Annotated in this window: 7 protein-coding genes; 6 read left to right on the top strand and 1 reads right to left on the bottom strand. The window is 60.5% G+C overall.

From position 1 onward, the window contains the following. Positions 1–12: 12 nt before the first annotated feature. From pgaB to E4O98_RS11625, 6 genes are all read left to right on the top strand, one after another. Positions 13–2,016, top strand: a complete 2,004-nt coding sequence (gene pgaB, locus E4O98_RS11650; RefSeq protein WP_248135110.1) for a poly-beta-1,6-N-acetyl-D-glucosamine N-deacetylase PgaB — start codon at positions 13–15, stop codon at positions 2,014–2,016. Positions 2,017–2,018: 2 nt separating this feature from the next. Then, on the top strand, positions 2,019–3,359 hold the full coding sequence (gene pgaC, locus E4O98_RS11645; RefSeq protein WP_248135107.1) for a poly-beta-1,6-N-acetyl-D-glucosamine synthase: 1,341 nt from the start codon (positions 2,019–2,021) through the stop codon (positions 3,357–3,359). A 2-nt stretch (positions 3,360–3,361) separates the two neighbouring features. Next, positions 3,362–3,844, top strand: coding sequence for a poly-beta-1,6-N-acetyl-D-glucosamine biosynthesis protein PgaD (gene pgaD / locus E4O98_RS11640; protein WP_032878490.1), 483 nt, complete (start codon positions 3,362–3,364; stop codon positions 3,842–3,844). Between the two features lie 413 nt (positions 3,845–4,257). Then, positions 4,258–5,979, top strand: a complete 1,722-nt coding sequence (locus E4O98_RS11635; protein WP_248135094.1) for a ShlB/FhaC/HecB family hemolysin secretion/activation protein — start codon at positions 4,258–4,260, stop codon at positions 5,977–5,979. Positions 5,980–6,009: 30 nt separating this feature from the next. After that, positions 6,010–14,328 carry a DUF637 domain-containing protein gene (locus E4O98_RS11630; RefSeq protein ID WP_248135092.1) on the top strand — a complete coding sequence of 2,773 codons (8,319 nt, stop codon included), beginning with the start codon at positions 6,010–6,012 and terminating at the stop codon, positions 14,326–14,328. A 9-nt stretch (positions 14,329–14,337) separates the two neighbouring features. Further along, a complete protein-coding gene (locus E4O98_RS11625) occupies positions 14,338–14,730 on the top strand; it encodes an SMI1/KNR4 family protein (protein ID WP_177464438.1) in 393 nt (130 codons plus the stop codon). Between the two features lie 90 nt (positions 14,731–14,820). On the opposite strand, the gene E4O98_RS11620 is transcribed toward E4O98_RS11625, so the two are convergent. Next, the coding region (locus tag E4O98_RS11620; RefSeq protein WP_248135089.1) for an IS4 family transposase at positions 14,821–15,733 on the bottom strand (913 nt) is incomplete at its 5' end.

Below are 15,733 nucleotides of genomic sequence, written 5' to 3'. Positions count from 1 at the left end.
AAGAGCCCGACCATGACCCTCCTCAGCCGTTTTTTTCTGGTCCTGGGTGTAATGCTGGCCGCCGCATGCGCCCAGCAACCCGCGCCATTCGTTCCACCTGCCGAGCGGCCGACACTGGCCAGCGAAGCGCCGTGGCCGAAGAACCATTTCCTGGGCATTGCCTACCACGACGTCTCGGACAACGACCCTGACCAGGCCGTGGTGGCGGTGCGTACCGAGCGCTTGATCGAGCAATTGGCCTGGCTGCGCGAGAACGGTTACCAGGCGGTCAGCGTGGATCAAGTCCTTGCTGCGCGCCGGGGCGGGCCGACACTGCCGCCCAAGGCCGTGATGCTCAGCTTCGATGACGGCTATTCCAGCTTCTACACCCGCGTGATGCCGATCTTGCGGGCCTACAATTGGCCGGCCGTGCTGGCGCCGGTGGGCAGTTGGATCGACACGCCGCTGAACCAGCCGGTGGACTTCGCCGGTACACCGCGCCCACGGGGCGACTTCCTGACCTGGCAGCAGATTCGCGAAGTGTCCCGATCGGGCCTGGTGGAAATCGCCGCCCATACCGACGCCAATCACAAAGGCATACTCGCCAATCCCCAGGGCAACCTCGAACCGGCGGCCACCACGCGCCGCTATGATCCGGCGACCGGTCGCTATGAAACCGAAGCGCAGTTCCAGGCGCGGATGCGTACTGACGTAGCAGCCATTTCCAATAAAATTCGTACCGTCACTGGCAAGGCTCCCCGGGTATGGGTATGGCCGTATGGCGCGGCCGATGGCACCACCCTGGCGGTGGTCGGTGAACACGGCTATGAGATGGCGCTTACGCTGGACGACGGGTTGGATGATTCCAACAAGCTGATGAACAGCCCGCGCTTTTTGGTGGCCTCCGACCCGGATGGGGAACACTTCGCCAGCAGCATGGTTTCGGTTCAGGCCAAGGCTCCGTTGCGCGTCGTGCATGTGGACCTGGATCACGTCTATGACCCCGACCCGGTTCAACAGGCGCACAACCTCGATGTGCTGGTGCAGCGCGTAGTGGACATGGGCGCCGTCACGGTGTTCCTGCAAGCCTACGCCGACCCCAAGGGTGATGGCCTGGTGCATTCGGTGTACTTCCCCAACCGCCACCTGCCGATGCGCGCCGACCTGTTCAACCGCGTTTCCTGGCAGTTGCATACCCGTGCCCACGCCAGCGTGTTTGCGTGGATGCCGGTGCTCAGTTTTGCCCTCGACGCCAAGCTGCCACGCGTGACCCGCTGGGACCCGCAGACCGGCAAGGTTGCTACCGATCCGGATCAATACAATCGCCTGTCGCCCTTTGATCCCAAAGTACGGCAGCTCATCGGCGAGATCTACGAAGACCTGGCGCGTACCAGCAACAGTGCCATCGACGGCGTGCTGTATCACGACGATGCGCTGCTAAGCGACTTTGAAGACGCCAGCCCCGCCGCACTCAAGGCCTATGCTGCCCAGGGCTTGCCGGACAATATCGCTGCGTTGCGTGCCGACCCTGCGGTGATGCAGCGTTGGACTCGCTTCAAGAGCCGCTACCTGACCGATTTCACCAACGAGCTGACCGTGAAGGTGCGCGCCATTCGCGGCCCGCAGATCCTCACCGCTCGCAATATCTTCGCCGAGCCGATGCTCAACCCCGGCAGCGAAGCCTGGTTTGCGCAGAACCTCGATGACTTCCTCAAGACCTACGACTGGACGGCGCCCATGGCCATGCCGCTGATGGAAGGCCAGTCGCTGAAAGACTCCAATGCCTGGCTGGAAAAGCTGGTGGCCACGGTCAAGGCACGCCCCGGCGCACTTGAAAAGACCGTCTTCGAACTGCAAGCCAAAGACTGGCGCACCCAAGCCGCGCCGGATATCAGCGCTGAGCAATTGGCAGAGTGGATGGGTGTACTCAAACGCCAGGGCGTCACCAGTTTCGGCTACTACCCGGACAACTTCCTGGAAAACTCCCCGGACTTGAAGACGATACGTCCGGCCCTCTCCAACCAATGGAATCCTTGATCATGTTCGACAGAATCCTGGCTCTATTCGTGTTGGCGCTGGTATTGGGCTTGCCTCTGGGCCTGATCTTCCTGATCACCGGGCAGTTCCTGATGGACTTCGTGTTCTTCTACCCGCTGTTCATGTCGGCGCTGTGGATCGCCGGCGGCCTGTACTTCTGGCTGCACTGGGAGCGCCATTGGCCGTGGGAGGAAGACACCCCGGCGCCGACCCTGGCCGGTAACCCGCTGATTTCGATCATCATCCCTTGCTACAACGAAGGCGATAACGTCGCTGACACCATGGCGGCCGCATTGGCCCAGGTGTACACAAACATCGAAGTGATCGCGGTCAACGACGGCTCCAGCGACAACACCGCAGCGGTACTCGATGCCCTGGCACTGCAACACCCACGCCTGCGCGTGCTGCACCTGGCGCAGAACCAGGGCAAGGCCGTGGCCCTGCGCATGGGGGCGGTGGCCGCCCGCAGCGAATACCTGGTGTGCATAGACGGCGATGCGTTGCTCGACAAGAACGCGGCGGCCTACATGGTCGCGCCGATGCTCGACAACCCGCGCCTGGGCGCCGTCACCGGCAACCCGCGCATCCGTACCCGCTCCACCCTGATCGGGCGGGTTCAAGTCGGCGAGTTCTCCTCGATCATCGGCTTGATCAAGCGCACCCAGCGGGGGTTCGGACGGATCTTCACGGTCTCGGGTGTGGTGGTGGCGTTTCGCAAGAAGGCGCTGGACCGCATCGACTACTGGAGCACCGACATGATCACCGAAGACATCGATGTCAGTTGGAAGCTGCAACTGGATCATTGGTCGATCTTCTACGAGCCGCGTGCCCTGTGCTGGATCCTCATGCCCGAGACCGTCGGCGGCCTGTGGAAACAGCGCCTGCGCTGGGCCCAGGGCGGCGCCGAAGTGCTGTTCAAGAATATTCGCGGCATCTGGCAATGGCGCCATCGCTACCTGTGGCCGCTGCTGTTCGAATACTGCCTGTCCACCGGTTGGGCCTTCACCTTCCTGCTGTCGGTGATCTTCTGGGCCGTGGGTAAATTCGTCACGCTGCCGGCGGCGATTACCGTGGACTCGTTGGTGCCACCCGCGTTTACCGGCCTGGTGCTGGCGATGGTGTGCCTGCTGCAGTTTGCGGTCAGCATCCTGATTGACCGGCGCTACGAAAAAGACCTGTGGAAAACCCTGTTCTGGACCGTGTGGTACCCGATGGTGTTCTGGCTGGTGAGCCTGTTCACCACGCTGGTGAGCTTTCCCAAGGTGTTGTTCAACCAGCATCAGAAGCGCGCACGCTGGGTCAGCCCGGATCGCGGAATTAAACCTGCCGGAGAGGAGGCGTGAGCATGAAACTGGTCAGAACTCGCCAGAGCCCTGTGATGTGGATCATCGATGTGTTGCTGACCCTGCTGGCCTGGGGCGGGCTGGTCTGGCTGCTGGCACGTGGCATCGGCGCCATGCTCGAGACCCATGGCGGCCCACGCATCGAGGCGCCGATCTTTGCCGCGCTCAACACCTTGCAGATCTACCTGTGGATCGCCTTGTTCAACGCGTTGATCCTGATCGGCTGGGCGCGCTATCAACAGCGCCGCGGCCGCCAGTTTGCCCAGCGCCGCGCAGAGGCCAATGCCCTGAGTGACAAGCACCTGAGTGAAAGCTTCAACCTGGGCGATGGCGACCTGGAACAACTGCGCCGCCCTGGCGTACTGGTGATCCACAACGATGAAGAGGGCGGCGTCGAAGAAGTGAAGTCCCACGTCTCCCGCGATGTCGAACGCCCTGGCCTGGCCCTGGTGCCCGGGGCCGACAAAGACAAGGGCATTGGCTGACATCCTCAATGCTGCGAGTACACAATGTGGGAGGGGGCTTGCTCCCACATTGGTTATTTCCCATCCTTTAGATTGCAGTGGTTCAACCCTCTCCTTGGAATTCCGATAAATGGGATCCAATTCACAAAACCCCCGCGAACTTTTCTCCTTTCCTCGGTACTAACCTAACTCGACGAAACTTGATGGCTAAATAATGGCAATCAAAAAACCCTTCGTCGAATTGCCATCAAAATCGCTGCCACTTGTCGGAATAATCACTTCCGGTGAAAAGGCTTGGCCCTTTTGATGAAAATTTATCTCTATTAATCAATAGCTTGAAGACTATTTCAGCGAACGGCCCAACTTCGCCCGTTTCTAGGCTAGCTGGAAGTTCGATGTTAGTTTCGCGGCCCTTGATTTTCGATGGATCGAACATGTCTTCGTTATTGCCACGGACTCGGTTTCTTCTCTGCACGTTCCTGCTCACCTGCCTGAGCCTGAACAGTGCATCCGCCGCCCCCACGCCTGGCGATCAGGACTTGATCCGCGACCGGCAGAATCGCTTGCTTGAAGAGCAACAGCGGCGTCTGCAGGAACTCCAGGACCTGCCCGGCAAAGCGGAAAAGCCCCAAGCCCCGGCAAGCCCTGCCGACACTCGGTGCTTCCCGATCAAAACCATCGAACTCAAAGGCGCCGACAGCCTGCCGGCGCCCGAGCGCGAGCGCCTGCTCAAGCCCTACATCGGCCAATGCCTGGGCGTGTCGCAGCTTAACGATTTGCTCAAAACCATCACCGACTACTACCTCGGCAAAGGCCGCGTTACCAGCCGTGCCTACCTGCCGCAACAGGACCTTTCCACCGGCCACCTGCAAGTGCTGGTGGTGGAAGGCAAACTCGAAGCCTTGCGCAGCGCCGAAGGCAGCACAGTGACCGACCGCGAACTGGCCATGGCCTTTCCCGGCAAGGTCGGTGAAGCGCTGAACCTGCGTGAAATCGAGCAATTGGTGGACCAGCTCAACCGCCTGCCGTCCAAACAAGCACAGATGGAGCTCACCCCCGGCAAGCAGATCGGCGGTAGCGACGTGGTGGTCAAGAACTCCGCGCAAAAGCCCTGGCGCGCCAGCCTGTCGCGCAACAACGACGGGCAGAAAAGCACCGGCGAACAGCAATGGGGCGCTGGCCTGGAGTGGGACAGCCCACTCGGCCTGGGCGACCAACTGATGCTGCGCGGCGGCCACGACGCCATCAGCGACCACCAGAAAACCTCGAAGAACACCATGCTCTACTACAACGTGCCCTGGGGCTGGTGGAACTTCAGCTACACCTACAGCGAGAGCGACTACCGCACCTACGGCATCGCCGACGGCTTCAAATACAAGCAGGACGGCGACAACCAGAACCACCAACTGCGCGCCGAGCGGGTGATCCATCGCGACGACGTCAGCAAGACCTCGGTCAACGTCGGCCTGGCGCACCTGCGCACCAACAACTACATCCTCGACGTGCGCACCGCACCCAGCAGCAACCGCCTCAGCGAACTGCAACTGGGCGTCAACCACGGGCGGCGCATTGGCAGTGCCTTCGTCAACCTGGACCTGGGCATGCAAAGCGGCATCGGCCTGCTCGACGCCCAGGCCCAAGACGAGCGTGACCCTGCGGGCCGTCGCCAACCGAACTCGCGCTACCGCAAATACACCGCCACGGTCAGCTACCTGCAACCGTTCAGCCTGTGGGGCGAGTCGTTCAGCTTCAGCAGCCTGGCCACCGGGCAGCGCAGTGAAGACCCGCTGTTTTCGCCGCAACGCATGAGCCTCGGCGGCTCGGCCTCGGTGCGCGGTTTCAAGGACCAATTGCTGACCGGCGACAGCGGCGGCTACTGGCGCAACGAAGTGCGCTGGGCACGCCCGGTGACCCTCGACTGGATGCGCCCGGCCTTCTTCGAATACGGCGCCAGCGTTGGCTACGACCAGGGCGTGATCCGCAACGACCGCTACAACGACAACGTTCATGGCCGGGTGTCCAGCAACTCCCTGGAGCTGTTCGCCCGTGGCAAACACGTGAGCACCAGCGTGACCTTTGCTCATTCGTTAGAAAGACCCGGTGTAGTCACCGAGCGCGAAGCGCCGATCTACTTCCGCATGGATTTTTTCCTGTAATTCAACGCCCCGCTGCATGAGAGCCTGACAATGGATGTTCGCCAATTCGCCTTCCTGGCCCGCCAACCTTCTGCCGCCCTGAAGCGCCGGGACGCGTTCTTCGGCCTGCCCAAGCGCGGGCTGGCGTTGATCCTCGCCAACGCATTGTTCTGGCAGCCGCTGCTGGCCCAGGCCGAGGGCATTGTGGTCAGTGCGCCGGGCACCACCGTAGGCGCGGCGGGCAATGGCGTGCCGGTGGTGAACATCGCCACCCCCAATGGCGCGGGCTTGTCTCATAACCAGTTCAAGGACTACAACGTCGGGCCCAACGGCGTGATCCTCAACAACGGCAACGGCGCCATGGTCAACACCCAACTGGGCGGGATCATTGTCGGCAACCCCAACCTCAAGGGCGGCGCGGCGAACGTCATCCTCAACGAAGTCAACGGCGGCAGCCCCAGCCAGTTGCGCGGCTACACCGAAGTGGCGGGGCAGTCGGCCAAGGTCATCGTGGCCAACCCGTACGGCGTGACGTGCAGCGGTTGCGGCTTTATCAACACCCCCAACGTCACCCTCACCACCGGCAAACCGGTGCTCGACGCAAGCGGCCAGTTGCAGCGCTATGAAGTGGACGGCGGCGCCGTGACCATCGACGGCCAGGGCTTGAACGCCAGCAACGTCGAACGCTTCGACATCATTACCCGCTCGGCCAAGATCAACGCACAAATCAACGCCCGCGAACTCAACGTGATCGCCGGGCGCAACGAGGTCGATGCGCAAAGCCTGAAAACCACCGCCCGCGCCGATGACGGCAGCGCCAAGCCCGAGCTGGCGATCGACTCCTCAGCCCTGGGTGGCATGTATGCCGGCGCGATCAAACTGGTGGGCACTGAAGCCGGTGTGGGCGTGAAGCTCGACGGCACCCTGGCCGCCAGTGGCGGCGATATTCAGCTCGACGCCAACGGGCGCCTGAGCATGGCGCAGGCGGCAGCGACCGGTAACGTCAAAGTCACCGCGCAAAACATCGACCTCACCGACAAGGTCTACGCCAACGGCAATGTGCAGGTCACCAGTGCCCAGGCGCTGGTCAACCGCAAGAGCATCGCCGCCGGCCAGCGCATCGAGATCAACGCGGCCAGCGTAAACAACCCCGGCATCATCGAAGCCGGCGTCGCCGCCGATAACAGCCGCAACACCACCGGCGATCTGGTGGTGAACGCGCAAACCGTCACCACCAGCGGCAACCTGCTGGCCAGCCGTGCCCTGGCGATTACCGCCGCGCAAGCGCTGACCAACCAGGGCGCGATCATCCAGGCCAAGACCGTCGAGGTCGGCAGTGCCAAACTCACTAACCAGGGCGCCAGCGCCCGCCTGTTCGGCGAGCAGAGCCTGGCGATCAACTCGCCGGCCATCGTCAACCTCGGCGGCTTGATCCGCTTCGGCGAAGGCCAGGCCGCCACGCTCAACAGCGCATCGCTGGACAACCGCCAGGGCCGTATCGAAATGGCCGGCGGCAGCCTGGTGCTCGCCAGTGCCGATCTGAACAACAGCGGCGGGCAAGTTATCGCCAACGACCTGACGGTCAACGCTGGCAAGCTCAATAACCAGAACGGCGTGCTGGTGGCCAAGACCGCCACCGTCAATGCCAGCGAACTCGACAACAGCCTCAAGGGCTTGATCCAGGCCGACGGTGGCGCACTCAACCTAGCCGTTTCCAACACCTTCAACAACAATCAGGGTTTCGCCCAGGCCAGCACCGATCTGAACGTTACTGCCGGTACCCTCAGCAGCAACGCAGGCGGCGTACTGAGCGCCGACACCGGCAAGCTCACCCTCACCGCCGCGCAACAGCTCAACAACGCCCAGGGCCGCTTGCAGGCCGGGCAGGGCGATATCGAACTGCACGCCGCCAACCTGGATAACCAGAGCGGCACGATTGTCGGCAAGCAACTGCTGCTCGACGTGGCCGGCGGCGATATCGACAACCGCGCCGGGCGCGTGTTGGGCGACCACCTCGACGTGCGCGCCTCGGGCCTCGACAATCGCAACGCCGGCCTGCTCGCCGGTGGCGCCCAGGGCGTAAGCCTGCTGCTCAAGGGCCCGGGTCAGTTGCTCAACGCCCAGGGCCGCATCCAGAGCGAGGGCCTGCTGCAATTGCAAGGCGAGCGCTTCGACAACAGCGCCGGCATCCTGCTGGGGCAGACCGTCGACGTCACCGCGCAGACCTTCACCAACAGCAACAAAGGCGCGCTGGTCAGCGATGGCGGCGACGTGGTGCTCAAGGTCAGCGACCTGCTGACCAACGTCGGCGGCCAGATCGACGCGGGCGAACGCAGCGTGCTGGTCAAGCAACTCACCACCCTCAACAACGACGGCGGCACCCTGCGCGGCAAGCGCCTGGACATCGCCGCCCAGCACCTGAACAACGACAACGGCCAACTGCTGGCCGGCGCCGAAGGCCTGAGCTACAGCGGCCAGGATGTGAGCAACCGCAAGGGCCTGATCCTCAGCGGCGGCGCCCTCACCGAGTTGAATACCACCCGCCTGGATAACCAGGGCGGCACCGTGCAAGGCGACAGCCTGACCGTCACCGCCAACAGCGTCGACAACGCCAGCGGCGGCCTGATGGCAAGCCTGGTCGGCAACCTGCAACTGACCGTCGAAGCCCTGGCCAACCGTGGCGGCAAACTGTTCGGCAAAGAACAAGTGACCGTCAGCGGCGCCACCCTCGACAACAGCGCGGGCCAGATCAGCGGCAATCAGATCAACCTGACCTCACGCGACACCCTCACCAACCAGGGCGGTTTGGTCGAAGCCAACCAGGGCCTGGCCCTCACTGGCGGCAACCTCGATAACAGCGCCAACGGGCAACTGCGTGCCCTGGGCGGCGCCAGCAGCCGCGTCAACCTCAGCGGTGCGTTGAACAACCAGAACGGCACCCTCGAATTCGGCAGCCAGGCCTTCAGCCTTGACGCCGCCAGCGTCAACAACCAGAACGGCATGCTGCAACACGCCGGCACCGGCCTGTTCCACCTCAACACCGCCAGCCTCTCCGGCAGCCAGGGCAATATCCAGGGCATGGGCAGCGCCGACTGGGCATTCGGCAACGTCGATGGCCTGGGCCGTGTGCAACTCAACGACGTGCTCACCTACAAGAGCGACCAGGGGCTGGCCCTCAAGGCCGGCGACCGCATGGCCAGCGCCAAGGGCTTGATCCTCAACGTGGCCAGCCTGGACAACGGCGGCGAACTGCTCAGCGACGGTGACATCAGCATCACCACCGGCGATATCACCAACAGCGGCCGCGTCTCGGCCCTGCAAACACTCACCGTCGCCGCCAACAACCTCAGCCAGAACGGCGGCCGCCTGGCGGCCAACAATACCCGCCTGACCCTAGGCGGCACTCTGGACAACCTCGGCTTCCTCACCGCCCGCCAGCAACTGGATATCGCCGCCGCGCAAATCAACAACCGTGGCACCCTCGGTGCCCAGGGCGCGGTGAACCTCACGGCGGTCAACGGCATTACCAATGCTGCCGATACGCTGCTGTTCAGCGGCGGCGACATGACCTTGCGCAGCAATGGCTTCAGCAACAGCTATGGCGATGTCTACAGCAAAGGCAACCTGAGCTTCGCCGCCCGCGATGGCGGGCGTGCCGTGCTGTTCAGCAACCGTTCCGGCACCGTGGAAAGCGAAGGCTCGATCGGCATCAATGCAGGCTTTATCGAAAACGCCAAAGACGCATTCGAACTCGGGCAAACGCTGACCACCGGCAGCTTGAGTTGGATCTGTGGCCAGCACTGCGGCGAGAGCGACAACTGGGAACGCGGCGAGATCACCATCTACGAAACGTACCTTGAGGCGGCGACCAAGGACTCGGTAGCGGCACGCCTGGTGGCTGGCAAAAACATGTTGCTGCAAGGCGACAATGTGCAGAACCGCTACAGCCTGATGGCCGCCAATGGCGACCTGAGCATTACTGCCGGTGACCTGCTCAATCAGGGCGCCGCCACGCGCACGGGCCAGCGCAAGCTTGTCATCGGCACCCCAGGTCACGTCTCCGACGATTTGTTTGAACGCATGCAATATGTCGACGTGCCCGCGTTCAATGCGGCCACGGCGGCCGGGAATTTCGACAAGGCGCGCTTCGAAGAACTCAAAAGCCGCTCACCCAATAGCCTGCCGTTCGCCTACGCAAGTGACGTCACCACCTGGACCAACAACAGCGGCCCCGGCTACGACGCCACCCTGCAAGCCGGCGGCACGGTCAACCTCAACGTCGCCCGCACCCTGCAAAACGGCACGCTGCACAACAACACCCTGGCGCAGTTGACCGGCACCCTCGGCGACGACCAGACCGGCATCCCCGTCGGCGGCATCAACATCAACCTGAGCAAACACGCCAACGACCCGAGCGCCCAGGCGCCCGGCAGCGTACTGCCCGTGGTGGGCGTGGCCCCCGGTGGCGGCTTCGTACCGGTGGACTACACCGGCACCGCCTTCGCGCCGGTCGACCCCACCAGCTCGCCGACCTTCCAACTGCCCAAGGGCGAGTACGGCCTGTTCGTCAAAAACGCCGACCCCACCAGCCACTACCTGATCGAGACCAACCCCGAATTCACCTCGACGTCGGGCTTCTTCAGCTCCGACTACATGCTCGGCAAACTCGGTTTCAATTCCGACAATGCCTGGCGCCGCCTCGGTGACGGCCAGTACGAAACCCGCCTGATCCGCGACGCCGTCCTCGCGCAAACCGGCCAACGCTTCCTCGCCGGCGGCCTGTACAGCGACGCCGACCAGTTCCGCTACCTGATGGACAACGGCCTTGCCAGCAAAGACGCCCTGCGCCTGAGCCTGGGCGTGGCCCTCACCGACCAGCAAGTCGGCGCCCTGACCCACGACATCGTGTGGATGGAAAACCGCGTCATCGACGGCCAGACCGTGCTCGTGCCGGTGCTGTACCTGGCCCAGGCCGACTCGCGCAACGTGCGCGGCAACAGCCTCATCCAGGGCCGCGACCTCAACCTGGTCACCGGCGGCGACCTGATCAACGTCGGCACCCTGCGCGCCAGCAACAACCTCTCCGCCATCAGCAGCGGCAGTATCTACACCGGTGGCCTGGTCGAAGCCGGCAACAACCTCAACCTGCTGGCCCAGGACAGCATCCGCAACGCCATGGCCGGCGAAATCCGCGGCAAACAAGTCAGCCTTACGGCGCTCAAAGGCGACATCACCAACGAAACCACCGCCATCCAGGTGCGTGACGGCGCCGGTATGCGCACCCTCACCGACACCAGCGCCGGCACCATCGTCGCCCGCGAAAACCTCGCCATCGACGCCGGCCGCGACCTCACCAACCGAGGCGCCCTCACCGCTGGCAAGGACGCTAACTTAACCGCCGGCCGCGACCTCAACCTCATCGCCGCCAGCGACACCAGCGTCAAACACGAGAGCCGCGACGGCGGCGAGAAATCCAGCATCACCACCGACGTCAAAAACCTCGCCGCCAGCGTCACGGCGGGCGGCAACCTCAACATGCAGGCCGGCCAAGACGTCAACATCATTGGCAGCAATGCCACCGCCGGCAAAGACCTCACCATCGCTGCCGGCCGCGACCTCAACGTCGCCTCGGTCAGCGACATGCACAACGTCGAGGGCAAGGAAAAGGACGGCAAAAAACGCATCAAGACCTCGGACGACCAGACCACTCAAGTGGCGAGCGTGCTGACGGCGGGTGGGGATTTTGTCAGCCAGGCGGGGCGTGATACCACGATTGTGGCGAGCAGGATCAGTGCGGGGAATGAGGCTTATCTGTATAGCGGGGATAAGTTGAGTCTGTTGGCGGCGCAGAACAGCACCTACAGCCTTTACGACATGAAGGAGAAGGGTGGCTGGGGCGCGAAGAAGACCAAACGTGATGAGGTGACCCACGTCACGAATGTGGGGACTGAGATCAAGACTGGTGGTGATCTGTCGCTGGTCAGTGGCGGTGATCAGTTGTATCAGCGGGCCAAGCTTGAGAGTGGTAAGGACCTGGCCATCACCAGTGGCGGCGCAGTGACCTTCGAGGCGGTCAAAGACCTGCACCAGGAGAGCCACGAGAAGAGCAAGGGTGACTTGGCGTGGACCAGCGCCAAGGGTAAGGGGAATACCGACGAGACATTGCGTCAGAGTGAGTTGGTGGCGCAGGGCGAGCTGGCGATCAAGGCCGTGGACGGCTTGAAGATTGATGTAAGGCAGGTTAACCAGAACACGGTAAGCCAGACCATCGACGCGATGGTCCAGGCGGACCCAAGCCTCGCCTGGATCAAGCAAATGGAGCAGCGTGGCGATGTTGACTGGCGCGAGGTCAAAGAGCTGCACGACAGCTTCAAATACAGTAATTCCGGCCTGGGCGCCGGCGCGCAAATTGTCATAGCGATCATTGTTACCTACTTCACGATGGGGGCAGCAAGCGGCGCAATCGCCGCCGCTGGGACGGGTACCTCGATGGCTGGGGCGACGGCTGCTGCCACAGCCACATCTGCCGCAGGCTGGGCCAATGCTGCGGGCAGCGTTGTGCTTGCCGGCATGGCCAGCAATGGTGCTATCAGCACAATCAATAACCGTGGCAATTTAGGCGCAGTGGTCAAGGACGTAACCTCCAGCGATGCGATGCGGGGCTATGTTGTCTCGGGTGTTACCGCGGGGCTGACCGCAGGGTTCTACGACGACTGGACCAGCACGCAGACAGGCACTACTACTGCGCTGCCTAACTCGGGCGCAGTGACATCTGCGAGCCCATTGAGTACCTGGCAAGGTGTTGGTCAATTTACTGCGAATCAGGTTCTGCAAAACGGCACATCGGCCATCCTGACTAAAGCGCTGGGAGGAGAAGCCAGCTTCGGGGATGCATTGCAAAGCAGCCTTGCCAATGCATTTGCTGCCTATGGCTTCAACATGATTGGTGATGTCTCCAAGAATCGGTTCGCCGACGGCGGTATCACCAAGATTGGGCTGCATGCGTTGATGGGCGGGCTGGCAGCTGAAGCTGCTGGCGGCGATTTCCGTACTGGTGCGTTGGCAGCAGGTGTGAACGAAGCCCTGGTAGACAGCCTCGCCAAACAGTACGCCAGCATGCCGGAGGATAAGAGAAAGAGCTTGCTGGTGATGAGCTCGCAGTTGATTGGTGTGCTTGCGGCGTCGGTGGACAGTGATGCTGACGGTGAGAGTTTGCAAACTGGAGCATGGGTGGCGGGCAACGCTACTCAGTACAACTGGCTATTGCATGGGGAGATAGAAGCGGCGGACAAAGCGCGTGAAGGATGTAATGCACGTGGAGGAGACGTCGCCGGTTGTAAGCGAAGTATCACGCAAGCGATGGACAGTCTTGATAAAGCTCGAGATATGGAGCGAGCTGATCAAATTCGTCAGGTGGAATTAGCCAACTATCAAGAAGGAATGACGCCTGGAGAGTACAAGGATGCCTTGGATTCTTATTGGAATGGAATCGATAGAAGCGAGCTAGTCTGGACTGGCTATGAACCCGCTCACGAGTTGGGATATATCGCTGGCGAGATGGGGTCTGGGTTTGTTGATAGGGCTGTAGATTGGCCAAGTAAGGTCTATGACACGATCACTCATCTGACAGACATCCCGGCAAATCTACTTCAGGCTGGTAAGGATGGCGTCAATTGGATCAATAGCCCCATACCAGCACAGAGCCTCGAGCGGGCCGGCGACGAGCTGATTTTTGCAACCCCGGATAAGCTTGGCGGAATTGTGTTTGATGCAGCCACGGGGGCAATTACCGCGGGCGTGGGCGGCAAGGCAGTTGAGTGGATTGGTGGGCGTTGGGTAAGTAGGACCGCGGGCAATATTGAACCGCCAAATCTAAAGCCAACCCAGCTTAACGGTGATAATCCTTTACGTCCTGATAATACAGCGGCACAAGGATTTACGGATCTTTCGAGTCAGGCTCGGCGTTATTTGAAAGATCTCGAGGCGCAAACGGGTTTCAAAGTTACAGATGAGCAGAGAGCAAATTTAGCAAACACGCTGCGTCAGCAGGAATTCTCCAAGCTTTCTCCAGAGTTATCTGACATCAATAGGAAGGAATTTAACAAGGTAAAAAATGATCTGATAAATCAATGGGAGGTAAATACTGGGCAAGTGTGGCCGCGCTACACGGAGGATGTTGTCGCAAAAAACGGGGTGACAATTTCGCGAAAAGCCGGACAGCCGTTTGACGCACATCATATTATTGAAAATAGCTTTGGCGGACCTAACGAATGGTGGAATATGCATCCTGCCAGATTTCCGGATCAGCATCAGGGTGGAATACACCGTGCCGGAGGTGTGGCCAGAGAGATTTTTTCCGACAAAAAGTAGGGGGTGAAGATGGATATTAAAGCTTTTTTAAAGAGTAAGAAAGAAGAGCATTTGCTCGATGGCTTGGCTGCTGTAGATGATGCGAGTCTTAATGCAATAAGGGCAGGGCAGAAAAATGCTCCTGATGATTACTTAGAGTTTTTGCAGGAGTTCGGAAGTGGGGAAATTGAAACAGTCGGATTCATGCTCTACAACGGCCTTATAGAGGCAAGTGATATTTTTGATGAGGAGACTGCGGCGCAATTTGAAGGTGTCATGATTTTTGGCGATGATATGCAGGGACGATGTGTCGGTTTTGATAAAAATGATAAATGGGCTGTAGTGGAAATAGACTCTGCAGATATGAGTGTTAAAAAGTTATGTGATACATTTTATTTGTTTGTTTATAATTTGTTGGAATGAATTTGGAACAGAAAAGGGGGCTGAAAATGGTACGAATTTATTTTAGGTGGCAGTAAAAAACCTATTAAATAAATCTGTCCCGAATGGCACTTACTTAACCTTCTTCGGGTGTCCATTTCTCCTGACCTCGGCCCTAGCCGTCGAGCGCGTCTGCATCAGCATCGGGTAAGGCTTGGGCCTTCGTTTTATGGCGCGAGGCTCAATCCGTCCCGGCCGGTTTCCGACACGTTTCCTGGCGATCAACCTGAGTAAATTCGGTACCCCATCGTCTTGTTCGTCGGCACCGTACTGCTGCATCGCAAGGCATAATTGGAGGCTATGTTTAAAGCTAAGCTCGCGTGGCAAACAATCCGCTAACAGCGCTGATTGGGCCATGATCATCCGAATCAAATTATGCGCTAGCAGATACACCCATAATTCTTTTACAGCCATGCCAGGCGTCTTGCAGCTCAGCGTTTCAAGACCCAGCGTTGTCTTGATATTGCGCAGATCCAATTCAACATGCCAACGGTCTTTGTACAATGATTTTAGCCCGGCTTTAGGCACTTGTTGCGGGCAGTTCAAAGTGGTTACCAGGATTTTTCCATCGGTTTTCAGTTCACGTACTGTCAGTGTTTCAGGCGCTTCTTCGTAAGAAGCCTGGCTCATCCAAGAAGGTCGCTTCTTGGGCTTTTTCAGCTCAACCAAATGATCCTCCGACCCAAGCGATTGCCCGAGCCGAAAGTCCGTACTGCGCCGTCTGGCGCCGTATTGTTCAAACACGCCGTCAATCCCGCGACGTCGCAGTTCGCACAGCAAAAAGTATGTCGCGTAGTAGGCATCGCCCAGCACAATATCGCCTCGATTCAGTGTATCGAGCATCGTTCTGAGTAACGTCTGCTCATCGCCACCTTTGCCTCGAAAGCGCCCCAGTGAGGCGTCTAAAACGGCACCACTGGACAGGCAAATGATTCCTACCAAACGACAAATGGGAAAGCCCAACCCTGCTTTCTGGCCACGAGAT

The sequence above is a fragment of the Pseudomonas sp. W2Jun17 genome (genome assembly GCF_023127795.1).
Lineage (GTDB): Bacteria > Pseudomonadota > Gammaproteobacteria > Pseudomonadales > Pseudomonadaceae > Aquipseudomonas > Aquipseudomonas synxantha_A.
The sequence above is the reverse complement of the archived record's forward strand: the minus strand, read 5'-3'. Positions and strand labels throughout refer to the sequence as shown.

Excerpts from the sequence above, each read along its gene's own strand:
- pgaB (WP_248135110.1), top strand. The coding sequence starts at position 13 with ATGACCCTCCTCAGCCGTTTTTTTCTGGTCCTGGGTGTAATGCTGGCC.
- E4O98_RS11635 (WP_248135094.1), top strand. The coding sequence starts at position 4,258 with ATGTCTTCGTTATTGCCACGGACTCGGTTTCTTCTCTGCACGTTCCTG.
- pgaC (WP_248135107.1), top strand. The coding sequence starts at position 2,019 with ATGTTCGACAGAATCCTGGCTCTATTCGTGTTGGCGCTGGTATTGGGC.
- pgaD (WP_032878490.1), top strand. The coding sequence starts at position 3,362 with ATGAAACTGGTCAGAACTCGCCAGAGCCCTGTGATGTGGATCATCGAT.
- E4O98_RS11625 (WP_177464438.1), top strand. The coding sequence starts at position 14,338 with ATGGATATTAAAGCTTTTTTAAAGAGTAAGAAAGAAGAGCATTTGCTC.
- E4O98_RS11630 (WP_248135092.1), top strand. The coding sequence starts at position 6,010 with ATGGATGTTCGCCAATTCGCCTTCCTGGCCCGCCAACCTTCTGCCGCC.